The following is a 22,776-nucleotide window of genomic DNA, read 5'->3' on the forward strand; positions in this document are numbered from 1 at the left end:
ACTCCATCTGTCAGGTGGGAGCCCCATAGTTTAGAATTTATAATTTAGCCCCAAACCGAATAGGATTTTGTTCTGATCGTAGAAATCAATATTCGAATCACTATCATTATATGCAGCCATGATACTGAAATCGCAATTGTGCCAGCCAAAAAGGTCCCGGTATTTATAGTTCAGGCTAACCCCATGCTTTGTATCTTCACGCTTTATATTAAATAGTGGGTTTTCTGCATCAAAGTTTGCGTTGGAATATGAGACAGCAAGGGAGATCGCCTGGCTGCCAACCCTGTACATAGTTTGCAAGTCGACATCGTACTGCTCAAATGCCATTGCTCTGCCATCGGCATCGAATATGTGATAACTAACCTTTGGCATCAGTAGGAAGGATTGACTTATTGGTAATCCCGATGACATAGCAATCTGATAACCGGTACCATCCCTTCGTAATGATTGAGTATTAATAGTACTACTGCTACCAGATAGTTCATTTTCTACTTCCTTATCGTAATAAGTGAAGTCAGTGTTAATTGGTAAGCCGGCGATTCTTTCGTATTGGATACGATAAGCGTTTCCCGACAAATCTGTTTTAGTTCTTGCAGTGTTTACCAGGTATGGGTTTTCCCACACTTCACCCTTTGAAATTGTTGGGAAATAAGAGAATGCGAGAGCGGAGTGATTTCTAAGCTCGAAGGCGTAACCAAACTCTAATGCGAATACCCCTTCAACAATATTATCGTGGGTCATGCCCATAAATACTTGCTGACTACCATAGGTGAATGCAACCTTACCGAAAGGAGCCGCTGCGAATTTAGATTCGGAGGTGGCCTCGCTATTCAACTCACCAGATTTAACCTTCGTTTCAGTGTCCAGATTGTTTTTTGAACTAAAATAACCAGTCATTAGTGATAAATCACCACTGAATCCTTGCTGGTCAAAGCGACCTTCTTCAGGATTAGCGTTTGCAGAGGAGCTAACCACAATTGCAGCAAATAATGCGAAAGTTTTTGTCATAGGTTTTACCTTTGTATATGTATTTTTAAAGGTAAGGGTGAAGCAACAGAGGTGAAGTGGAGGTGAAATTAAATGATTAAAAGGACGATGAATATTAGTCGCTGACTATGTGATTGGGCAGAGACAGTCGATTTGGCTCAATGCCCAGGCTTGAGCCTGAGTGTGTCATCGGAGTAGCAGATTCAACAGTTACTTTTGTTGATGCATAGAAATGCAAGTTCAGGCTCATCAAGCAACTCGTTGTGGGATAGCATTTTTAATTTCTCTATTTATTTCGTCTACTAATGTTAATACTGCTTCAGTCTTTCTTTTGCTTGGGTTGATTCGCACAACATAAGCAACTTCAGGGGGGGACGGGAAGATATCAGTGATAATGTCTAGATCTGGAGCGAGGTGTAAATCATTAAGTAACGCTACTCCCATTCCTGATTTAACCGCTGCCAAAATACCTGCAACGCTAGAGCATTCAAATACGGTGTCAAATTCATGGCCATTAGATTGACCCTGTGTTGTCGCCCAGTGCTTATAGAAACATTGTTCATCGAAGGCTAGAAAAGGGATAAGAGCATTCGGAGATAGGATAAATTCTTTAGATTTAACCCAGTGCAAGTTATCTTCATATAACACTAAATCATCTGGCTGTACTTCGGTTTTGAATACTTGCATTACCGCTACATCAATAACAGCGTTTTCTATTTGCGTTGCCAATGTTTTACTTTGATTTATTTTCGTTCGAACACTTACATCTGGATATAGCCTTGAAAACCGTCCGAGAATTCGAGCCAATCCACTGCTGGTAGTGTCTTCTGTCATTCCAATTTGGATGGAGCCTTTGAGCTTCATCTGTCTTAAAGACGCAATGGTTTCATCTTGAAGATCAATCATTCTTCTAGCGTACTCGAGTAATCGCTTCCCTGCATCTGTAAAGAGAGTGTCACCACTTCGCCTTGCCAGTAAGGTGCAGTCGAGCGCTTGTTCCAGGCGTTTGATCTTATGACTTACAGCAGACTGTGACAAATGCATATGGTCTGCTGCACGGGTAACGCCACCTTGCGACTCAATTGCTAACAAGGTACGTAATGCATCAATTTCTAATTTGGCAGTCATTACTTAACTCTTATATGACATTTATTGATTTCGGCATGAAAAGCATTCATTTGAGTCATACCATATCAAAGCATTACCATGTTGAAAAGTATGAATACTGAGGCGATGTATGAATCATATAGTTACTAAAAATACGTTAATTAACGGCATGCGTATTGCTCATGGTGTACATGGGGAAGGTGATCCTGTTGTACTAATTCATGGTACGCCGTCTTCTTCTTATATTTGGAGAAATGTTCTACCTTCACTAGTTGGATCTGGTTACAAGGTTCATGTATTTGATTTACTGGGTTATGGCTTTTCTGAACGGCCTAGAGATCCGGATATAGATACATCGGTGACTGGACAAGTTTCCGTCCTAGAAGGATTGCTTGAACACTGGGGGTTAACGGAGATTCATTTAATTGCACATGATATTGGTGGAGGTGTAGCGCAGCGATTTGGCATTCAATCTCCGGATCGATTGTTATCTCTAACCATGATTGATGTTGTTAGTTATGACAGTTGGCCATCAAAGCGAACTCACGAGCAGATGCAGGCTGGTTTGGAAAAGCTGATTAAGGCGTCTAATGAAACTCATCGCGAACACTTCCGTGAATGGCTGTATTCAACTGTGCAGAATAAACAGCGTTTAGCGGATACATCAATGGATACCTATCTCGACTTTATTTCCGGCCCTGTTGGGCAGGGTAGTTTTTTCCAGCACCAAGTGATGCATTACGACCCAAAACATACTGACGAAGTGGCTGAACGGTATGCTGAGCTGGGTAACAGTCCAGTGCAATTAATTTGGGGGGCTGATGATGCTTGGCAAGTAGTTGATTGGGCGCATAAATTAAATAGGGATATTCCGGGCTCTGAATTACATATCATTGAGGATTGTGGTCACTTTTCAATGGAAGACCAGCCCGAGACGATTTCGGCTCTATTAGTCGAGTTTTTAAATAGAAATAGCTAACAGGATTTAATTGATTCATCGCATAGCTGAATAATTACACAAAAATCTCGTTCCCACGGAGGAGATGTATGGACTCCCGGCTCCCTCAGGAGTAGCGTAATAAGCGACCAAACTTTTACAAAAGGAGTCCATACATGAAATATTCTACCGTTATTGCTATTGACCTTGCAAAGAGTGTTTTTCAGGTCTGTAAGATGAATTTCGATGGCAAGATTATTTTTAATCGAGAAATGAGCCGTAAGAAACTGCTGGAATTTTTAGCCAGGGAAAAAGCAACACTGGTAGCAATGGAGTCATGCAGTACAACCAACTATTGGGCTCGATATGCTAAAGAGCAAGGGCATGAAGTGAAGGCTATTGCCCCACGTCGGGCAGCTGCATTCAGGCAGGGCCAAAAAACCGATGCCAATGACGCTATTGCCATTGCTATCGCAGCTACGCAATCTCAAATAAAATCCTGTCGCATACCAACCGTTGAAGAGCAGTGTCAGCAATCCATCGTTCATATGCGAGATCTACTGGTTAGGCAGAAGGTAAGTATAAGTAATCAACTGCGTTCCTATTTACTGGAGTTTGGCATTCCGATCACTAAAGGTGATAAAGCATTGAGAGAAGCCATTCCTTATGTTCTTGAGGACGCTGATAACGGATTAACCGGCCAGTTTAGAGCTTGCCTGAGTCAGATGTATGAGCAGTTTATAAATTTGATAGAGCAAGTAGAAGCTTTTACACAACAACTACAGCAGTCAATAGCGCAAGATAAAGTGTGCAGGCGGTTACAAGCTCTGGAGGGGGTTGGCCCAGTATGCTCAGTTTTATTAAAAGTAGCGTTAGGCCAGGCAGAGCATTTTAGTAAGGGTAGAGAAGCTTCAGCTTGTCTGGGGTTAACACCCGTTCAACACAGTAGTGGTGGTAAACAGAAAATAGGTTCTATCGCTAAAAAGTGTGGTCACAACATGTTGCGTAGTGCACTCTTTCGAGGAGCCTTAACAGTTGTGTGTAAACTGGAAAAACGAGAAGCCCGGACAGGAAAAGAGCAATGGCTTAAAGATCTGACCACAAGGCGAGGCAAAAAAGTTGCAGCTATTGCTTTGGCAAATAAAACGGTGAGAACGGCTCTTGCCATGATAAAAAGTGATGAGGAATATAAGCCACAACCACTTGTGGCTTAATACCAGGTTAGTCAAAAAGAACGTAAGAACAAACAGGTAAGACCAACCTTCAAGAGACTGGCCCATGCTCAGGTAGAAACTACCGTGCGGGAGATAAAGTCATGAAGGTGCGAATACATCGAAGAGGCCGAGGTAGCTCCTCAGTTAGAGCCCGTATATAAGCAAGCATCTGACCTCTGTTCTAATAAACTTTTTGACAACACCCGGGAGTCCATATAAGCATGGGAACGAGAGGTCGGTGACTAATTTAACAATGTTATTGCATAAAGAAAGCGTGCCATTTCAAATGGCAGCGCTCGTTTTTATCCAGATTAACTTGCTACTTTTTGCTCTTCAAAACCAAGGTACTTCTTAATTCGTGGCTTAATGGCCAGTGCCATAATTATCATGGTTGTCAGGCTAACGGGAAGAGCGGTTGCTAAGTCTTTTAACCATGCCTGCATAAACAGGCTGATATCCGCAGTACCAACGCTGCTTAATGCTGTGCTGAATGTCATGCTCGACTCCATACCCAGTACCATAATCACCACCATAACTAGGGTTCTCAGGTTATCTTTTGCGTCCGGCATCAGTTTTTTAATCAATTCGCTCAGTAGCTTAATTGCGACTAAGGCACAAGGCATCATGATAAACATCATTTTTGCCAAAAGACTTAGCCAGTCAGCGAAAAAAGTACTGGTAAATCCGTTATCCATATAAGTCATTACGCCGGTGACGATACCGCGCATCAGAATCATAACGCCCAAAACAATGCCGGTTCTTTTGGTCAGCAAAGGCGCAATTGATGAACGGACAGAAGTTACAATTGAGTTCAGAGTAGCCATAATCATTCCAGTCTTGTGTTTAACCATAATCTAGTTGATAATGTCTACTATGTTGCTGTTGGTTGATAAAGTCAACTAACAAATTGACTTTATCAACTAGTTTTGTAGGGGTATGTATGTCGGAAAGCAGATCGTTAGATAGCCTGTTTCAGTTAGTTCACCTGTTAAAGCGCCAATACCAAAATAAAATGGAGCAGCTTGATATTGGAATTACTCCAATGCATATGGGGGTTCTTAAAGTGATCAGGAGAAATCCACAATGCACCGCGATAGACGTTTCGAATTTCCTGAATCGTGATAAGTCTCAGGTTACCCGCCTGCTTAATTCTCTGATTAAAGACGGTATTATCGAAAAGGAACTCAATCCGGCTGATAAGCGCAGTCATTACCTGCGTATTACATCAAGTGGCGAAAAGATCATGGAGCAGATTGCGGGAGTTGATAGCCAGATGGATCAGCTAATCACAAAAAACCTTAGCCCTGAAGAGCTGGAAGAGTTTCAGCGTCTTGCCGGAAAAGTGGCTAAGGGACTGCGTGATTAGCCAAAGCCCCTGAGTGTCTCATTGTTAATTTAGGGGCTATCTATTTTGAGCTATCCACTTTGATAAGGCAGCAAACAGGATTTCCGGAAGTATCGGTTTAGTCACAATATCGTCTGCTCCCGCATCCAGACATTTTTGCTTTTCTTGCTCCATTGCATAAGCGGTCATTGCAATAATAGGAAGCTCCTGAGAAGAGTAGGTCTCCCGGATTAGTTTCATGGCCTGATATCCATCCATTTCGGGCATCTGTATATCCATAAGGATCGCATCAAAGCCGGTGGTGCCCATTGCTGCCTCAACGGCTTCTTTCCCATTTTCAGCAAGTACAACATCAATTCCCTGGCTTTTCAGTAATGCGATAGCCACAGTCTGGTTGACCTTGTTATCCTCCACCAGCAGAACCTGAGTCCCCTGAAATGCGCCTTCTGTGGATTGGTTTGTGTCTGATGCTGCTTGTTGGTTTTTGGGTTTCACCGGAGCTTCTTTTGCTAAACAAACCGTAAAGCTGAAACAGCTGCCTTTTCCGGGTTCACTGGTTACCGAGATGCTTCCACCCATCATCTCAACCAAACTCTTACTGATATTCAGTCCAAGACCTGTGCCACCATATTTTCGTGTTGTCGATCCATCTGCTTGATTAAACGCCTGAAACAGTTTTTCTTTGTGTTCCGGGCTGATACCTATTCCTGAATCAATAACCTCAAAATGAAGCCGGGTCTGTTCGTCGTCCCCCGTGTTTTCGGCTGAAGTCTGCTCTTGTACTCTGACAAGTACTTGCCCCGCTTCAGTGAACTTGATGGCATTGCCTACAAGGTTAATCAGTATTTGCCCCAGGCGCATCGGATCACCAACAAGATGCCGGGGTACCCTGGAGTCTATTTCAATCTCAAATGATAACCCTTTATTTTCAGCATCAATAGAAACCAGGCTGCGCAGCTTTTTCAGTAAATCATCCAGAGAAAAGCTGACCTTTTCTATCTGCAACTTACCCGCCTCGATTTTAGAAGAGTCCAGTATGTCGTTAATGATGCCTAAAAGTGATACTGCAGCGCCTTCTATTTTGGTCAGGTAGTCATGCTGGATGCGGGTGAGTTCGGTATTCAGAGTGAGATTCGAAAGGCCGATAATGGCATTCATTGGTGTGCGTATTTCATGGCTCATATTGGCAAGGAAATTACTTTTTGCCTGATCTGAGCGCTCCGCCTTTTCCTTCATGGCTTCCAGCTCTTTATAGCTCTTTTCAAGCTCCTCCCTGGTGCTGACCTCTTCGCTGATATCGTCAAATGACCAGATAACAAAGTTGCCGGCTTCTGTTTCAAGAGGCATGCCTGTTAACTTTACCCAAAACAGGGAACCATCACTCTTTTTATACAGCAGCTCATTGCTCTCAATGGAGCCGTCCCGCGTCTCTTCAAAGGCTTTTGCATACCGGCTGAAGTGCTCTCCGGTTGGTGTCAGAATGACGGTTTTTTTGCCTACAATCTCTTTAAGCGCGTAACCGAACATGTCACAGAATCGATTGTTAGCCTTGATAATGGTACGGGTAGTGTCGACGATCATCATAGGCGTAATGCTTTTTTGAAAAAGCATTTCTCCGGTTAAAACCGAATCGTAGAGGTGGTTTACTTTAGACTCATCTTGCATGTCTCAGGCTCCGGGCAGAAGCGGCAATACGCTGCTTGCAATTTGGTTGCCTTCTGTTTGTATTTGTTCTTCCCTGCTTTGCATACACGTTAGTCCATAAGCCTGATTTATAATAAATTGTGTATATCATACAATACAAATAAGGTTAATTACTGATATGTATTTAGCACAAATTGATAAATGTATTTTTAGTCACGAAACAATGTATATCAAGTGAAAGAAATAGCTGTTTACTCAGGATGAGCCAGTTGATAATTCCCACTCTGAAGATAATTAGGCTTGATAGGCGCTTTAGGCCCTAAAAACTTAGGCATGGTATGGAAGATATAGAGATCCAGCACGGCTTTTACCCGGGCGAAAACTTCTCTTATGCGGATGCTGATACCTGAGTGCTGTTTTGGTCCCGGAACGGCAAGGCAGACGGCCTGAATATCAAAATGACTGGCGATAAAGAGTGCCCGTTCACAGTGGAATTTTTGGGTGACGATAATAAATTCATCGGCACCGAAAATCTCTTTAGAGCGGACAATGGAGTCCAGCGTGCGAAAGCCTGCGTAATCCAGATGAATGGCTTTTTCCGGAATGCCGGCTTTTAGCAGATCCCTTTTCATGGTCCAGGGTTCGTTGTAAGAGCGGTGGGCGTTATCGCCGCTCAGAAGAAAGGCATCAACCTTTTCGGACTGATAGAGCTCAATGGCGGCTTCAATGCGGTTGGTGTAATAGTCGTTAAGAATTTTACCAAGATATTTACTGGTTCCCAGAACTAAGGCCACATCATAGTCCGGAAGCTGGCGGGTTTCTTCATAGATGTTTTTATACGTGGTCCAACTGACCAGCCTGTCTGCCATAAAAATGGAAAACAGAAGGCCGATAAGAATGCCGATCGAAGCTTTCATTGCCCGGGCGGTGATTCTTATCTGACGGATACTGAGCTTTGTTTTAAGCCTGGACCAATTTAGCTTCATACGTGTCTGTTTCTTTGCGCCCACATACCGATAACAATAAAACTAACCACAACAAGAGCCATCATATCACCGGGGTTCAGCTCTCTGAGCTGCCGGGAGAGGTAAGGTGCAGCATACACTATCAGCATCCCGTAACCAAAGGCGTTAAGAAGAATAAAAGCCAGAGTCCGGACAATAAAATGCTGGCCTGACAGCGTTCTTCTTAAAAAGCGGTTGATATCACTGCCGAACATCACCAGCAGACAGGCTACCAGCGCCGTTGAAATTTCCGGGGTATAGGGAACGATATGCTTACCCACGGGAGCGAGTACTTCGAGCATACTTAAAGTCTCTTGTTTAGGAATTTATTTAGCTTTCATAGCCTAACCCGTCACAGGGCAAAAATCACCGGATTTTTTATCGGCAAAATTCGTTTATGTCGCGTTATACTATGTCCATCCAGTTTGTAACATCTGTTTGTACTTATTCTATGCAGTCTCTTCCTATTGATAGCCTTCGTTCTGATTTTCATTCCCTGATCCCCAATCAGCATCTTGTTGTTGAAGCAGAAACCGGATCGGGTAAATCAACCTGTTTGCCTGTGTGGGCGGCAGAGCATGGACGGGTTCTGGTGATTGAGCCGAGAAGAATTGCCTGTACTTCGCTTGCAGAATTTATCGCTGAAAGTGAGCAGACAAAGCTCGGTGATAAAATAGGTTATGCGATAAAGCTGGATTCAAAGTTCTCTGATAAGAGTCAGGTTGTCTTTGTGACGCCTGGTGTGGCGCTCAGATGGTTTGCTGAAAACAAGCTAAACGAATTCGATCTGGTGATGGTGGATGAGTTTCATGAGCGTCGCTGGGATACCGATTTGCTGGTGGCTTTGCTGAAAGAGAATAATCAGCACAGGATGATTGTGACATCAGCGACCATGGAAGGCGAAAAGCTGGCCGCTTATATCGGCGCAAAACGGCTGGTTTCAGAAGGCAGGATGTTTAAAGTGGATATCCGTTATCTGGCCCGGGAGTACAACACCCTACCTGATAGCCGAAATCTGGAACAGAATGTGTGCGACCAGATTTTACAGCGAATTGATGAAACCGATGGCGATCTTCTGGTGTTTTTACCGGGTAAAAAAGAGATTAATCAGTGTGCGCAAAGGCTGAATAAGCTAAGTGGTGTAGAAGTGGTAAGGCTTCATGCGTCGGTTTCTGACAGTGAAAGGCATAGAGCACTTAACCGGCTTGACAAACAAAAGGTGGTGCTGGCAACCAATGTCGCGGAAACATCGCTGACGATTCCCAACATTACACTGGTTATCGATTCCGGCCTTGAACGCCGTACTTCACAGAGAAATGGCCGGACTGTGCTGAGCCTGAAGTCCATCTCCAAAGCCAGCGCAAGGCAGCGATCCGGCCGAGCAGGGCGGGTCAGAGACGGTTTGTGTGTCAGGCTGTACGGTGAGCATGCGGCATTAGAGCTGATGACACCTCCCGAGTTATTACGGGAAGAGCTAACCGAAGCAATGCTTGCTGCTGCTTGTTGTGGTAGCCGGTTAACAGAGCTGCATTTTCTTGATGCTTTGCCGGAAAAATCTCTGGCCAGTGCAGAAACCATGCTGAAAAACATGCAGGCGATAGATGAGCGCGGAGATATTACCAGACATGGTCAGGTGCTGTATCCGCTGCCGATTGATGCCATCTATGCCGACCTTCTGACCCGAATGCCGATAAAACCTCTGCGTGAAGCCATGCTTGATTTGGCCGCAGCGCTTTCGGTTCCTGCGACCATCTTCAAAATTCCCTCGAATGAAGAACAACTGGAAGAACTTGCCAAGTGGGAACCGAATGCCTGTGACGGTGCTGTGCTTATCCGCTTAGTCAGGGGAGAAAAAGCGCCGTTTCTGGAGATAGATCAGGACGCCCTGAAAGAAGCCAGGGGTCTGGCGCAGCAAATGCGCGATGCGCTGGAATTGCCTGCTCTTGACGTAGCTTCCCGTTACAACCGGAGTGAATGGTTAAAGGCAATTATCGCGATTCACCCTGAACTGGTTTATGTAAGACGAGAAAAGCGCCGTGAAGCCATGGGCAACGGCAAGGCCGAATTAATGCCGGGCAGAAACAGTCTGTTTGCCGATAAAGATGAAGCGGCAATTGTTCTGGATCAGCACAGCATTCCGGGACGAGGCGTTAAGCAGACGCTGAATCTTGGGTCTGTTATGCTGCCCGTTCCAGTTTCAGAGCTGATTGAAATGGAAATCGGCCAATGGTGTCAGGGTGAAACGGTTGTTGAGGAGGGCGTTCTCTATTCCCGGTTAAACCTTATATATGCGGGTCGTACACTAAGCTCCAAAAAGGTGATGCCCGAGGGTGAGCTTTTGCTTAAGCCTATAGTTGATGCGGTTCAGAGCGGGTCGATTTTTCCGGGCTTTGCAGAAAAAAGAGCAAGAGAGATACAACTCTGGAAGCTCTATGTTGAGCTGGGGTTGGATGAGAGTTGCACCGATCATGCGAATATCAGCTTTGAGTCCTGGTTTACCCATCAGCTTCAGGAGCTGGGCATAACAGAGATCAGTGAACTGGATATTTTTACTGAAGATGACTTTATTTTCGAAGGTATTCCATACTGGCAATTCGATGATTTCGCGGAAAAATATCCCAACTTTTTAAATATCGGAGATCTGCAACTTGATGTTGAGTATATCAAGTCAAAAAATTTGATATATGTAATCTATTGCAGTGGATTGCGTAAGTCTGATCCAAAAAGAAGAGAATTACCTGTCTGGAAAGGCTGGAAAGTTCAGTATAAAAAAGCAAGCAGGATAGTGGATGTTCGTTAATGTTTATTTCTTTAAATATTAAAATTAGATCTGAGGATATATATAAATTGATACTCTCATGTTAATAAATTGATATATTTAGTCCGATTTATTTGGCATGTGTACCGATAAAAGATTAATGCTGCATATTCCATTGCTATTACAAACATAGTGGAGGATAGTACCGATACCGTACTGTGCTTTTGGGGAGGAGCATTGTGGAAGATCACGAAAGAAATTTAGTGGTGTTTGATTACACGACATTTCTTGCAGCAGCTTGTAGAAAGAAATGGACACTGACTGAAGTGTTTCTTTCTATTGCGCCTGTGTTTGGATATGCATGGAAAAATAGTGTCCAAAAAGAGCAAAATATTCAGGAAAGGGTCTGGGAATTGGCTCTAGGCACCTTGTCGGCACAGAGCAGTGATGTGACTAATATCATCAGACTGACTGAACTGGCTAAGCATGAGGGTGTTAAAGAGATCAGGCTTATGATGCCTTACGAGCTGGAGCAGTCTCAACTGGACAATATCAGTCAGGAAAGCGAAGTGCAGATCTCCCGGTCAGCACAGGATGAGTTTACGATTTATCTTTAGTATAAATACTGTATTTTGTTTGATAGTTTACTCAGTAATATGTATTAAGTGCCATTTTTTGTTTATTATTTCGGCGAGCTAAAACTCTATATTCATTCTGCCTGCCATTATAAATTAATTGGTTTTACTTCCCCTATCGTTTAAAAAATCCAGAAAATAATAACGACATTTTTATTAATAAAAATGTTATTTTAAATCGATATTTAATATTTAGCGGAATAAGCGCTGCTTATCTTGTGGAATTATGCGCCATATCCGGCTCTTCACAGTGATTCAGGATTTCATTTCTGGCTTTGTCTCTTAATACCACTGCCGATTCCCAGTCAGCACCTTCAGGGAGCAGCGGCTGGCTTATGGTAACATTGACCGCACCACGTCGTGGAAACAGTGAATTTCCCCTGAGCTTTGCCCGGCTTCCGCAAATGGTTAGCGGGGTTACCGGCAACCCTGAATGGGCCGCTGCCATAAATGCTCCCATATGAAACTCATGCAAGCCTGCCATGCGGTAAAGTGTTCCCTCGGGAAAGATCAGCAGAGCCTGATTGTTATTCGCCTGGTTTATTATTTTATCTGCATCAACAATGCTCTTTTCTGCATCAAACCTTTCTACGAACTCAGTTCCTAAACGGGTTAAGAATATTCGTGCGACCGGTTGTTTTAGTAGCTCGGCTTTTGCCACAAACCGGCAGGGAAGGCCAGTGGCTGCGGCGACAATGATTCCGTCCAGATAACTGCTGTGATTGGCAATAAGGATTGAGGGATGATCCAAATCCGGCAGATGACTCTTGCCTTTTACAGTGAGTCTGGTACCTGTCAGCCGTATTAGCGCTCTGGAGCCATACTTCACCACTTTCCAGCGCGTAGGCTGAGACGGGAGAATTGCCACAAGAATCCAGACAAGGGGCGCGAGTAATCCCATAATCAGCCAGCAGTACGCGGCGTAGCCAATATCGGCTGCTGTCCGGGAACCCCGGCGTATCTGAGGAACCACCCCGGCGATGGCTAGCTGAAGTGCCTGAAGCCATACCGCTTTTTGCCTTTCACCTAAAGTGCCTTTTTCATACATCTCTTTACATGCACTGCGGCGGATTTTTCCGCTGGAGGTTTTCGGGACAGTATGTGGCGGGCCGATGACCACATCATCAACCGGGCTGCCCAGCAAGTCGATGGCCAGTGAGTTGATCTGTTTTTTGAACCGCTTTAATTGATCAGTATCTGTTTCCCGGCTCTCAGCCAGAACCACTAACTTTTCTGTACCGGCGCCGCTGTCATGGCTGCCAAATGCCGCTACGCAGCCTTTTCTTATTCCTGGGATACTGGCAACGGCTAACTCCAGTTCGTGGGGATAAATATTACGTCCTGCGCGGATAATAATATCTTTACTGCGCCCGGTAAGAAAAAGCTCACCGGCTAAGGTAAAGGCGCGGTCACCGGTCACCAGCCAGTCGTCATGGTATAGCTCTTTGGTCTTATCCGGTCTCCGGTAATAGCCCTGAGTGGAGGACGGGCCTTTAAACTCGAGGGCACCTTCTTCTCCGTCCGGTAGCTCTTTACCTAAATCGTCCACAATGCGGATCTGATGCTCCGGCAGCGGCTGGCCCAGGCCCACCATAGCAATGCTGTTTTCATCAGAGCTGTCGGCCTGAACGGCTCTGCCTGAGAGGCTTAACTCATCTCTGCAAAAATATTCAATACGTGGTGTTCTTATTTCGGCGGGGAAGGTTAACCCGACGGAAGACTCTGCTAATCCGTAGACCGGAGACATGGTTTCCGGTTTATAGCCAAATTTGGCGAATTTCCCGGTAAAGCTTTGTATCGTTTGCGGGCTTACCGGTTCCGCGCCGTTCCAGGATAGCCGCCAACTGCTAAGATCCAGCCCTTCCAGTTCAGCATCGCTTATCCGGTTTACACAGAGCTCATAGGCAAAATTCGGAGCCGGAGAGAGAGTTCCCCGGTAGTGATGAATTGCCCATAACCAGCGTTGAGGTTTAGTCAGAAAGAGCAGAGGCGACATGATCACCAGAGGGATGGAGTGATAAAGACTACCAAACCAGGCACCAATCAGCCCCATATCGTGATAAACCGGCAGCCAGCTGACAAAGACATCGTCTGAGCTGGCATGGATCACTTTGCCCATTGCTCTGACATTGGCCAGAAGGTTTGCATGAGTCAGGGTAACGCCTTTCGGTACACCGGTACTTCCGGAAGTGTACTGCAAAAAGGCGATATCCTTTTCTTTGGCTTCTCCCACATCAACGGGTTGTCGTGAGCCTTCCAGTTCATCAAAGGTGACAACCGATTCCACTGATGACACCTGCAGCTTAAGCAACTGAGACAGAGGTTTCGCTTCCTTCACCGTAATCAGCAGCTTTGCCTGGGCGTTTTTTAAAATACTGGCGTGGCGTTTCAGATGATCCTCTATCTGCTGCATTCGCGCTGGTGGATAGATAGGAATGGGAATCGCCCGCGCAAAGAGTATTCCGAAGAAACTAAAAAAATAGTCATTGCAGGTAGGCAGCATAATGGCAACGCGATCCCCTGGCTCCACGCCTTTATCTATTAAACCGGCTGCGACTTCTACAGCCTTGCTGTGCAGAGTTTTATAACTGATTTCATCCACTTTATCGGCATTTTGAAACACATAAAGGTGAGGGCGGTCAGGGTGTTTTTTTACATGCCAGCTAAGCAGCTCCTGGAGAGTCTTAACCTTAGTTGGGTGGCTTTCCACTGAGTCCAGCGTAACCTGGCTGATGGCGTTATCAATGGCATCAGGTTTAACGCTGGTGTCTGCCTGCAATAGGGCCTTGATCAGATCTCTGGGTGTTTCAATGGAGGTCAGCGTATGCTCAGGCAGCGAAGCTTTAAAATGGGCTTCAATACGAATCAACAGTTCAGCACGGGCAAGGCTGTCTAATCCCAGGTCATGATCCAGATTACTGTCCAGCCCTAATCCGCCGTTTTCAAGCGCGTCGGGATTGAGCTCTCTGGTTATATCACAAACGATCCGGACAACGGACTGAGCTGTCTCATTTGGAGAGGAGCTGATATTTTTGTTATCACTGGCTGACATGATGGAGCTACCTGAAAGAGGTTTACTTGATCCCTTATTGAAGTGTAGCTCAATAAAAAATCCCCCGGCATTTGCCAGGGGATTTTCAGCCGTGATTCTTAGATTAAATCGTATTCGTCTTTAAGAGTCTGGATAATTTCCTGCTTAGGGTTATCACTCAGATGAATTTTCTTACCTGTGATTTTCTCAGCAATGCCGGTATAGGTATCCGATACCATCTGCATCACTTCCAAAGGCAGTTCATTGTTTTCTGCCAGTGCCATACGCTCGTCCATTCTTTCCTTGTTCAGCAGAATGTCCGGATCCGGGAAGTGGTTTAGCAGGAACTGACGGAAGCCCTCTTTCGAGTTTTCAACAATATTGCCAGCTTGGTATTCAGCCTTGTCCCAGATACGAGATGAATCCGGTGTACCCACTTCATCCATATAGATAAGTTTTTCTTCACCCTTTGAGTTGGTGACATAACCAAACTCAAATTTAGTATCCACAAATATCTGACCAACATCATCCAGCGCTTTGCTGATCACACCAAAGCCTTCTTTCAGAAGTTTTTCATACAGAGCAATATCTTCAGCTTTAGAGATATTAAAAGCAGCAAAGTTATCTTCAATATTCTTGCGCGAGATATTTACATCATCCGCTTCAGGAACACCCGGAATCCCCTTCAGTATACCTTTAGTTGAAGGCGTCATTAGCAGATCGGTCAGTGGCTTATCTTTTTCCAGACCTTCAGGAAGCTGAATACCACAAAACTCTCTTTCACCTTTTTCATAAGCACGCCACATTGAACCTGTGATATAGCCACGACAGATAGCCTCAATCATGACCGGTTTGGCTTTTTGAACAATCCAGACAAAAGGGTGGGGGATGTCCAGAATATGGCTGTCAGCCAGACCATTTTCACGGAACAGTTTAAACCAGTGATTAGAAATCGCATTTAATGCAGCACCTTTACCCGGAACACCCTTCAGACCGCCTTCACCTTTCCAGATACAATCGAATGCAGAAATACGATCGCTTATCACCATAATTGCCAGCGGAGCATCCGGCGCTACATCGTAATTCTTTTCTTTAATCAGTCTCTTACTGTCTTCTTCCGTAAGCCAGTATACAGAGCGAACCTTTCCGCTGTGCACGGGTTTATCTGTCCGAATGGGTAAATCATCATTTACGGCAAGAACTTGATCTGCGAGATTCATAGAGACTTTCCTATCATTAATCCTGATATAACCGCGAGTTGCGTCACTCGCTAAAGATGTGCGAATGATACCAGAACTATTTAAAGCTGCCAGAGAAAAAGCAAACGTTTGCTTTTTCTCTGGAATTGCGGGTGCAATTTGACTGTAATTAGCGGTTAAATGGAGCTGATAGAGGGGGGAAGTATGCATAATACTTTAGCTTAGGTATGCATTCCCACACTGGAGTATGGGAACGAGATCCTAGCCTTTGTGTTGGCGATTAGTGACAAATGCTTCCGGCTAGACCAGGACCATTATTCAGGAAAAACACCTGACAGTTAGAAGTTGCAGCGCACTTCTGAATACGGGCTTTCGCGGTATAGTTTAACTGTCCGCTGGCAACAATAGCGCTTGCGGTTCTGGCCTTAATCGCTTTGATGACAATTTCCTCTTCTGTGGAAACAGCGGAAGGCTTCATATGAATGATGTTAGAACAGTTAATCTCATACTGAGACAGCTCAGCATATACAGGACGAGGACACTGGGCGGTAAATAGTATCCACTGTTTACGTTGGGAAAGCGCCGCCAACTGCTGATACATATCTGATTCATAGCGTGATACAACGGCCTGACCAGAAAGAATTGGGTTACTTGTGTACGAGCCTGAATGAATAGTTGTGTTTACCTGAAGCATAATACTGTTTTCCTGTACATACTGTATAAAAGAACAGTAATGTATATTTGTTCAGTTTGCAACCATTAATTTGCGTGTTTTCTATCCAAGTGTGATCTATAGCATTTGTATTACAGCAAGGTTGTATGGCAGCAAGAGGATTTAAAGGAGCCTTTGGTCAGTAGGCAGGTCCCCATAGCAGACTGTCCTTGCCAGGGATGGCAAGGTCAAGCCCCATGGATGGGTTTATGCGTGTCTGCTATGGGGACCTGCCTGCTGGCCGGCAGAGGTCAAGGTGACCATAAACTGAAGTCAATGAAGGGTAAAAACAAAAAGAGCCGCATATGCGACTCTTACTTAACTACTCTATATTATTTTCGGGAAGAGAGGATCTTCACAGCAGTATTCAGCCTTCTCATATCCTCATCACTGCCACCGGCGTCCGGATGATAAACCCGGCAAAGTTTCTTATATCTGGCTTTAAGCACCTTATCATCAGGCACATTTTTTGGCGTGAACCCAAGGACAGCGCAGGCAAGAGCAAAACTCTGATCCTTACTCTGCTTCTGGTTTTGCTGCTGCACTTTCTTTAACTGGTCGAAGGTTCTGTTCAGACTCTTTTGCAGAGTAAGGATTTTTCTCTCCTTCTCAGCGAGTTTCTTACTTTGATCGGCCGACTTATTTTGCTTTCTTGTCCGGAAAAATCGCCGGATAGTGACAAACAGGACCACAAGCAATATCAAAACAGAAATCACAATAACTTCAACACTAATCTTATTACCGCGATTACTTTCCTCTGAGTCAAGACGTGCCGCCTTCTGAATCAGCGCTTCGTCTGCCGCCTTATCAAGAATGGCAATGGCAGAAACCTGCTTAGCACGACGCTGATTAAACTGCTTCTCCAGTACCCTCGAATACCCCTGATCTGCTTCCTCAGAGCTCTGCTCACTGCCTGCCTGATACCAATTTTCAGCCAAAGAAAGCGAACTTATCGCCGCATTTTCCTGACCTTCATAAAGAGAGCCCATATTCGAGAGCGCTTCTAAATTGCCATTAAGCGCAGACTTAAGAAGCCAGAAATGAGCCTGCTTGATTTTATTCTCTGCAAGGTACTCCTGCCCCAAAAGAAGCTGAGCCTGAGTATCATTACTCTCAGCCCGGGCAACCAAATTTTCAGAGGGTGCAGATACTGCGCAGAAAGAAATAAGCAGAGAAAAAAGAAGTGCATTAACCGAGGTGAGTTGTCTCATTGTTATTCTCATCAAAGCCGTGCTCATTAACCTTTACTACTTTAGCAACTTAGGTGCCTTTGCACCATCAACCGGCCTGTTAACAGAAAGCCGGCGGCCCTTCTTTAACCCGACTTCGTAATCTTCCGTGATATTCTTCATCGCCTCTTTAAGCTGCTGCTTAAAGGTTTCACGGTCGATATTTTTAAACTCACGATCAATATAGTTATTGATCTTATTGTTTGATTCTTCATCCGGAGCGATAACCGGCAGCTTTTCAAGTGCCCCTTCCACCCAGCCGGATACAAACGAGTTCACACGCCGGGTAACCTCGGTCGTGCTGGTTCCGGTTCCCGCAAAACTGTTACGGAACTGCCCGGTATGCTCATTCATTTCACGGTAAATAATATCGAAAGCAAAGGCGGCAAAAATGGCCCTGTCAGCTTCACCGATAAATTCAACCCGCTTTAGCCCCTTGTGGTTAAGCAGGACAGCCTCAACACCAAACTTAGTGTTGATACCACGGATAACCCTTAAAAGCGTAGAGCTGATACTTGCCGGAAGAAGGTGAGTGGATTGTGTTTTCCCCATCTTGATAAACTCAATATCGTCTTTATCAAGACCATATTTAAGCATCAACCGGTGTGCCATTTTGATGGCCTGAGCAGCTTCATTCACATTAGCGGAATTACCTAACTCAAGACACTTAGCAATTTTTTTCAGGGCTTTCTTTTTATCCATCAAACTCTCAGAAACGGGCAGACATATTTAGAAAAGTCGACCATTTTACCGATTTTGGCGGGGAAGTTAAAGGGGGGAGGGTTGATGTTAAGAGGATGAGTTTTATGATGGTGATGGGGTGATGGGGTGATGGGGTGATGGGGTTATCTTTCCCCATAGCCCTATAGCCCCACAAGGGCGAAGCCCGCCCCATAGCCTTAACCCCTTATATCCCAAGTTCATCCAACAAATCATCAGCCCCATCATCGGCCAACTGGTTCGCATTTGCCGACGCCACCTTATTCCTTTCCGCTTCTAAAATAGAATCCGGAGAAACATCCTCCTCCACATCAAACTCTTCCAACTGAATAAACTCAGTTTTATCCATAGCCAGTTCAAGGTAGAAGATATTGTTGTTTTCAGTGGAAAAGGTCACTCTTCGTGCCTGTGGGCGGTCCAGGTTAGTGTCAACGGACATCTGAACCTGTTTATTGATTGCCAGCATTTTAGGCTGGTTTTGTGTGATGTTGGTTTTTAGCTCTCTGCGGATCTTACTGGTAAAGTCACCAACCAGCTGGTTCATCAGCTCACCCAGAACATCGCCGACTTCATCTGAGGTGTGCAGAATCGCCAGCCCTTCTGAAGGCATGCCCATGTTAACCATATACTTCTGATAAAGCTCAAGCGCTGCCTGAGCCGTGAAATTGATAACAACAAGCCCGGAAAATCCTCCATCAAACAGAACGAAACATCCTAAATCAGGTTTCAGACAAGTTTTGTTTATCTTCTGAACCATTTCTGAGTAGACCACCCGGGAACCACTGGCAGAACTGAGAACCTCCGAAACGGAATGGCAAAGCTTAAGAAGAATGTCTTCGTTGGTCACGACAGTTGTTTTTTTCATTATTTTCTCACTACATAGATGATCGTATTTGCTTTGGCTTAGTATGAGCTAAAATTAAAAACTCTTCATGAAAATATCTCTCATTTTGATGCTTTTGTTCAATTGGCAAATAAGGTAAAGTGACCCGATTAAGTTACCCGAATAGATCGGAATTATAAAAATCGGGGCAGGAAGCGAGATGTTACCAAGATTAGCAAGCCAGACGGACGTCGATCCAGTCGTAGTTAGATTCCTTGAAGAATTAAAGCAAGCCGGATTTACCGGTGATATTGAAACCCAGTACTCCAGCCGTTTAGCTGTTTCCACAGACAACAGTGTCTATCAGCAGTTACCTCAGGCAGTTGTCCATCCAAGGTCAACTTCAGATGTAGTCTTGCTTGGGAAAACCAGCAACAATCCTGAATATGACCGCGTGACTTTTTCTCCGCGAGGGGGAGGTACAGGTACCAACGGCCAGTCGTTGACCAAGGGCATAGTGGTGGACATGTCCCGCCATATGAATCAGGTTTTAGAAATTAACCCTGAAGAGGGCTGGGTACGTGTTCAGACCGGTATTGTTAAAGATAAGCTTAACGATATTGTTCGCCCGCACGGACTGTTTTTCTCTCCGGAGCTTTCCACCAGTAACCGGGCCACACTAGGTGGCATGATTAATACCGACGCCTCCGGGCAGGGCTCTCTGGTTTATGGTAAAACATCAAACCACGTTCTTTCGCTTCAGGCGGTATTTGCGGACGGCTCAGTTTATGAGACCGACAATTCTCACGGCGTGCCGGTTGAAGGTGAATATGCCTTTGATGCCTGTCAGATGACAGAGAGCGTCTGTAGAGATAAGCGTGAGCAAATTGTCGATAAATTCCCGGATCTAAACCGCTTCTTAACGGGCTATGACCTGAAAAACGCAATAGGCGAAGACGACAGTTTTGATCTGACCGCAGTACTTTGCGGCTCTGAAGGCTCTCTGGCATTTATTACGGAAGCCAAGCTTAACCTGACTCCGATACCGAAAGTCAGAACTCTGGTTAACGTAAAGTATGACAGCTTTGATTCTGCACTGCGTACTGCGCCTTTTCTGGTAAAAGCCAATGCGCTTTCTGTCGAAACCATTGATTCCAAAGTGCTTAATCTGGCTAAGCAGGATATTGTCTGGAACACGGTGAGTGATCTGCTGACCGATGTGCCGGATAAAGAGCTGCTGGGCATTAACATTGTAGAATTTGCCGGGCAGGATGCGGAGCAGGTTAAGCAGAACGTCGAGGCGCTGACTGAAAAGCTGGAACAGATGTCGTCTTCCAATGAAGCCGGCATTATCGGTTATCAGATCTGCGAAGATCTGGCCAGCATCAACCGTATTTATGCCATGCGTAAAAAAGCGGTGGGCTTGCTGGGTGCAGCAGAGGGCAGGGCAAAGCCTGTTGCCTTCACAGAAGATACCTGTGTTCCGCCTGAAAATCTGGCTGATTTTATTTCAGAGTTCCGTGAGCTGCTTGATGAAAAGGGGCTGCAGTACGGCATGTTTGGACATGTGGATACCGGTGTTCTGCACGTAAGACCTGCGCTGGATTTGTGCGACCCGCATCAGGAAGAGCTGATGCAGGAAATCTCCGACCGTGTTGTCACTCTGGTTGCTAAGTATGGCGGCCTGATGTGGGGCGAGCATGGTAAAGGTTACCGCTCTGAATATGGCCCTGAGTTTTTCGGTGAAGAGTTGTTTAATGAGCTTCGCCGGGTTAAAACGGCGTTCGACCCGCATAACAAAATGAACCCGGGTAAGATCTGTACGCCTCTGGAAAGCGGCGAAGAGCTGGTTAAAGTCAGTGGTCGTAAACGTGCCTACTATGACCGACAGATTGATGTGAAGGTCAGAGACAGCTTTAAAATGGCGATGGAATGTAACGGTAACGGCCTGTGCTTTAACTATGACACCAGTTCGCCAATGTGTCCTTCCATGAAAATTACTGCAGACCGCAGACATTCACCGAAAGGCCGCGCTGGTCTGGTTCGTGAATGGCTTCGTCAATTGACGGAGCAGGGCATTGATGTTCTGGATCTGGAAGAGAAGACGCTAAACAGCACACCGACTATTAAAGAGATGATTGACCGGGTCCGGAATAATCTGAACAAACGTCATGAGTATGACTTCTCACACGAAGTTTATGAAGCCATGAACGGCTGTCTGGCCTGTAAAGCGTGCGGAACTCAGTGTCCGATTAAGGTTGATGTGCCAAGCTTCAGGGCTCGTTTCCTGAATATCTACTACTCAAGATACCAAAGACCGGCAAAAGACTACTTGGTAGCGAATATTGAAAATATGCTGCCTATGATGGCGAAGATGCCTAAGATTGTTAATGCTACACTGTCACAAAAGTGGGTGCAGAATTTAACCGCGGCATCGGTTGGTTATGTTGATGCGCCATTACTTTCTTCCCCGACTCTGAAAAAGCGTCTTTCGAAGAGGTCACTGACAGAGTTTGATATGCAGGCTCTGGCTGCGCTTTCCAAAGAGGATAAGCAGAACCATGTACTGATTGTGCAGGATCCTTTTACTTCTTACTACGATGCTCAGGTGGTGGAAGACTTTATTGCTCTGGTTGAAAAACTGGGTAAGACGCCGGTTATTCTGCCGTTTAAGCCAAATGGTAAAGCTCAGCATATTAAAGGTTTCTTAAAGCAGTTTACCAATACGGCTAAGACCACATCCGCTTTCCTTTCGCAGGTGGCCGACCTTGAGATCCCTATGGTAGGCGTTGATCCGGCGCTGGTACTTTGTTACCGGGATGAGTATGTGGACATTCTTGGCGAGAAGCGTGGTGAGTTTCAGGTTCTGAATGTTCATGAGTGGATGATAAACAGGCTGGATAGCTTTGAATGCGGAGAGCCTTCTGAATTGCCTCCATGGTATCTGTTTGCTCACTGTACTGAAAAAACCAGAATGCCAAACGCCGAGAAAGAGTGGACCACCATATTTAAGTTCTTTGGCGGCGTGCTGGAGACGGTTTCTGTCGGCTGCTGTGGTATGGCCGGTACCTTTGGTCATGAGGCGGATAAGTTGCAGATGTCGCGGGATATCTATGATCTAAGCTGGAAGCAGAACTTTGAGAAGTTGCCGAAGGAGCGCTGTCTGGTAACGGGTTATTCCTGTCGCAGTCAGGTTAAACGCCAGGAGCAGTTCCAGCCGAAACATCCACTGCAGGCATTGCTGGAGTTGATGCGCTGATTTAGCTCAGTCGCAGGTAAAACGAGAAACAGGATTCCAACTCTCTGTCATTCCCGTGAAAACGGGAACCTGGCTGAGGCAGCGTTGTAAGGTAAAAATATTACATTAGGCTCTACAGCGCGTTGACAGTAGATTCCGGATAAAATCTTCGCAATTTCCGGAATGACGAATG

General features: G+C 45.3%; 18 protein-coding genes. 6 read left to right on the forward strand and 12 right to left on the reverse strand.

What is annotated here, in order from left to right; all coding sequences use genetic code 11:
• Positions 1 to 30 precede the first annotated feature (30 nt).
• Complete coding sequence (locus L3Q72_RS06435; protein ID WP_275131828.1) at positions 31 to 1,008, reverse strand: DUF2860 family protein; 978 nt, start codon at positions 1,006 to 1,008, stop codon at positions 31 to 33.
• Between the two features lie 228 nt (positions 1,009 to 1,236).
• Complete coding sequence (locus L3Q72_RS06440; protein WP_275131829.1) at positions 1,237 to 2,115, reverse strand: LysR family transcriptional regulator; 879 nt, start codon at positions 2,113 to 2,115, stop codon at positions 1,237 to 1,239.
• 109 nt (positions 2,116 to 2,224) lie between these two features.
• On the opposite strand from L3Q72_RS06440, the gene L3Q72_RS06445 reads away from it, so the two are divergent.
• Together L3Q72_RS06445 and L3Q72_RS06450 are read left to right on the forward strand one after the other, a co-directional pair.
• The gene (locus L3Q72_RS06445; RefSeq protein ID WP_275131830.1) at positions 2,225 to 3,073 is read left to right on the forward strand and encodes an alpha/beta hydrolase; all 849 of its coding nucleotides are present in this window, start codon (positions 2,225 to 2,227) and stop codon (positions 3,071 to 3,073) included.
• Positions 3,074 to 3,207: 134 nt separating this feature from the next.
• On the forward strand, positions 3,208 to 4,245 hold the full coding sequence (locus L3Q72_RS06450; protein ID WP_275129398.1) for an IS110 family transposase: 1,038 nt from the start codon (positions 3,208 to 3,210) through the stop codon (positions 4,243 to 4,245).
• 311 nt (positions 4,246 to 4,556) lie between these two features.
• Here L3Q72_RS06450 and L3Q72_RS06455 read toward each other — a convergent pair whose 3' ends face one another.
• Positions 4,557 to 5,069, reverse strand: a complete 513-nt coding sequence (locus L3Q72_RS06455) for a DUF2798 domain-containing protein (RefSeq protein ID WP_275131831.1) — start codon at positions 5,067 to 5,069, stop codon at positions 4,557 to 4,559.
• Positions 5,070 to 5,185: 116 nt separating this feature from the next.
• Here L3Q72_RS06455 and L3Q72_RS06460 point away from each other — a divergent pair, with 116 nt between their 5' ends.
• Positions 5,186 to 5,611 carry a MarR family transcriptional regulator gene (locus tag L3Q72_RS06460; protein ID WP_275131832.1) on the forward strand — a complete coding sequence of 142 codons (426 nt, stop codon included), beginning with the start codon at positions 5,186 to 5,188 and terminating at the stop codon, positions 5,609 to 5,611.
• Positions 5,612 to 5,647: 36 nt separating this feature from the next.
• Here the strand turns inward: L3Q72_RS06460 and L3Q72_RS06465 are convergent, their stop codons facing one another.
• The 3 genes from L3Q72_RS06465 to L3Q72_RS06475 form a co-directional block, all read right to left on the reverse strand.
• On the reverse strand, positions 5,648 to 7,255 hold the full coding sequence (locus L3Q72_RS06465; protein ID WP_275131833.1) for an ATP-binding protein: 1,608 nt from the start codon (positions 7,253 to 7,255) through the stop codon (positions 5,648 to 5,650).
• Positions 7,256 to 7,485: 230 nt separating this feature from the next.
• Positions 7,486 to 8,220 (reverse strand): ElyC/SanA/YdcF family protein, encoded by a 735-nt coding sequence (locus tag L3Q72_RS06470; protein WP_275131834.1) that lies wholly within the window; start codon positions 8,218 to 8,220, stop codon positions 7,486 to 7,488.
• Complete coding sequence (locus tag L3Q72_RS06475) at positions 8,217 to 8,540, reverse strand: DUF3392 domain-containing protein (RefSeq protein WP_275131835.1); 324 nt, start codon at positions 8,538 to 8,540, stop codon at positions 8,217 to 8,219. Before L3Q72_RS06475 ends, L3Q72_RS06470 begins: the two co-directional genes overlap by 4 nt.
• Positions 8,541 to 8,689: 149 nt before the next feature.
• Between L3Q72_RS06475 and L3Q72_RS06480 the strand changes: the two genes are divergently transcribed.
• A complete protein-coding gene (locus L3Q72_RS06480) occupies positions 8,690 to 11,038 on the forward strand; it encodes a helicase-related protein (protein ID WP_275132080.1) in 2,349 nt (782 codons plus the stop codon).
• Between the two features lie 197 nt (positions 11,039 to 11,235).
• The gene (locus L3Q72_RS06485; RefSeq protein ID WP_275131836.1) at positions 11,236 to 11,613 is read left to right on the forward strand and encodes a transporter; all 378 of its coding nucleotides are present in this window, start codon (positions 11,236 to 11,238) and stop codon (positions 11,611 to 11,613) included.
• A 229-nt stretch (positions 11,614 to 11,842) separates the two neighbouring features.
• On the opposite strand, the gene L3Q72_RS06490 is transcribed toward L3Q72_RS06485, so the two are convergent.
• The 6 genes from L3Q72_RS06490 to L3Q72_RS06515 all read right to left on the reverse strand — a co-directional run bounded on the left by L3Q72_RS06490 (position 11,843) and on the right by L3Q72_RS06515 (position 19,387).
• Positions 11,843 to 14,683: an AMP-binding protein gene (locus tag L3Q72_RS06490; RefSeq protein WP_275131837.1), complete on the reverse strand. Its 2,841-nt coding sequence runs from the start codon at positions 14,681 to 14,683 to the stop codon at positions 11,843 to 11,845.
• 98 nt (positions 14,684 to 14,781) lie between these two features.
• A complete protein-coding gene (locus tag L3Q72_RS06495) occupies positions 14,782 to 15,882 on the reverse strand; it encodes a phosphoribosylaminoimidazolesuccinocarboxamide synthase (RefSeq protein WP_275131838.1) in 1,101 nt (366 codons plus the stop codon).
• Between the two features lie 259 nt (positions 15,883 to 16,141).
• On the reverse strand, positions 16,142 to 16,555 hold the full coding sequence (locus L3Q72_RS06500; protein ID WP_275131839.1) for a hypothetical protein: 414 nt from the start codon (positions 16,553 to 16,555) through the stop codon (positions 16,142 to 16,144).
• Positions 16,556 to 16,905: 350 nt separating this feature from the next.
• Positions 16,906 to 17,784 carry a hypothetical protein gene (locus L3Q72_RS06505; protein WP_275131840.1) on the reverse strand — a complete coding sequence of 293 codons (879 nt, stop codon included), beginning with the start codon at positions 17,782 to 17,784 and terminating at the stop codon, positions 16,906 to 16,908.
• A gap of 36 nt (positions 17,785 to 17,820) precedes the next feature.
• On the reverse strand, positions 17,821 to 18,504 hold the full coding sequence (locus tag L3Q72_RS06510; protein ID WP_275131841.1) for a DUF2786 domain-containing protein: 684 nt from the start codon (positions 18,502 to 18,504) through the stop codon (positions 17,821 to 17,823).
• Between the two features lie 205 nt (positions 18,505 to 18,709).
• Complete coding sequence (locus tag L3Q72_RS06515; RefSeq protein ID WP_275131842.1) at positions 18,710 to 19,387, reverse strand: DUF3334 family protein; 678 nt, start codon at positions 19,385 to 19,387, stop codon at positions 18,710 to 18,712.
• A gap of 178 nt (positions 19,388 to 19,565) precedes the next feature.
• Between L3Q72_RS06515 and L3Q72_RS06520 the strand changes: the two genes are divergently transcribed.
• Positions 19,566 to 22,604, forward strand: coding sequence for an FAD-binding and (Fe-S)-binding domain-containing protein (locus L3Q72_RS06520; protein WP_275131843.1), 3,039 nt, complete (start codon positions 19,566 to 19,568; stop codon positions 22,602 to 22,604).
• Positions 22,605 to 22,776 lie beyond the last annotated feature (172 nt).

The sequence above is a fragment of the Vibrio sp. JC009 genome (assembly GCF_029016485.1).
Taxonomy (GTDB): Bacteria; Pseudomonadota; Gammaproteobacteria; order Enterobacterales; family Vibrionaceae; genus Vibrio.

Coding starts and splice junctions, on each gene's coding strand:
- L3Q72_RS06435 (WP_275131828.1), bottom strand. CDS start 1,008: ATGACAAAAACTTTCGCATTATTTGCTGCAATTGTGGTTAGCTCCTCT.
- L3Q72_RS06440 (WP_275131829.1), bottom strand. CDS start 2,115: ATGACTGCCAAATTAGAAATTGATGCATTACGTACCTTGTTAGCAATT.
- L3Q72_RS06445 (WP_275131830.1), top strand. CDS start 2,225: ATGAATCATATAGTTACTAAAAATACGTTAATTAACGGCATGCGTATT.
- L3Q72_RS06450 (WP_275129398.1), top strand. CDS start 3,208: ATGAAATATTCTACCGTTATTGCTATTGACCTTGCAAAGAGTGTTTTT.
- L3Q72_RS06455 (WP_275131831.1), bottom strand. CDS start 5,069: ATGGCTACTCTGAACTCAATTGTAACTTCTGTCCGTTCATCAATTGCG.
- L3Q72_RS06460 (WP_275131832.1), top strand. CDS start 5,186: ATGTCGGAAAGCAGATCGTTAGATAGCCTGTTTCAGTTAGTTCACCTG.
- L3Q72_RS06465 (WP_275131833.1), bottom strand. CDS start 7,255: ATGCAAGATGAGTCTAAAGTAAACCACCTCTACGATTCGGTTTTAACC.
- L3Q72_RS06470 (WP_275131834.1), bottom strand. CDS start 8,220: ATGAAGCTAAATTGGTCCAGGCTTAAAACAAAGCTCAGTATCCGTCAG.
- L3Q72_RS06475 (WP_275131835.1), bottom strand. CDS start 8,540: ATGCTCGAAGTACTCGCTCCCGTGGGTAAGCATATCGTTCCCTATACC.
- L3Q72_RS06480 (WP_275132080.1), top strand. CDS start 8,690: ATGCAGTCTCTTCCTATTGATAGCCTTCGTTCTGATTTTCATTCCCTG.
- L3Q72_RS06490 (WP_275131837.1), bottom strand. CDS start 14,683: ATGTCAGCCAGTGATAACAAAAATATCAGCTCCTCTCCAAATGAGACA.
- L3Q72_RS06495 (WP_275131838.1), bottom strand. CDS start 15,882: ATGAATCTCGCAGATCAAGTTCTTGCCGTAAATGATGATTTACCCATT.
- L3Q72_RS06500 (WP_275131839.1), bottom strand. CDS start 16,555: ATGCTTCAGGTAAACACAACTATTCATTCAGGCTCGTACACAAGTAAC.
- L3Q72_RS06505 (WP_275131840.1), bottom strand. CDS start 17,784: ATGAGACAACTCACCTCGGTTAATGCACTTCTTTTTTCTCTGCTTATT.
- L3Q72_RS06510 (WP_275131841.1), bottom strand. CDS start 18,504: ATGGATAAAAAGAAAGCCCTGAAAAAAATTGCTAAGTGTCTTGAGTTA.
- L3Q72_RS06515 (WP_275131842.1), bottom strand. CDS start 19,387: ATGAAAAAAACAACTGTCGTGACCAACGAAGACATTCTTCTTAAGCTT.
- L3Q72_RS06520 (WP_275131843.1), top strand. CDS start 19,566: ATGTTACCAAGATTAGCAAGCCAGACGGACGTCGATCCAGTCGTAGTT.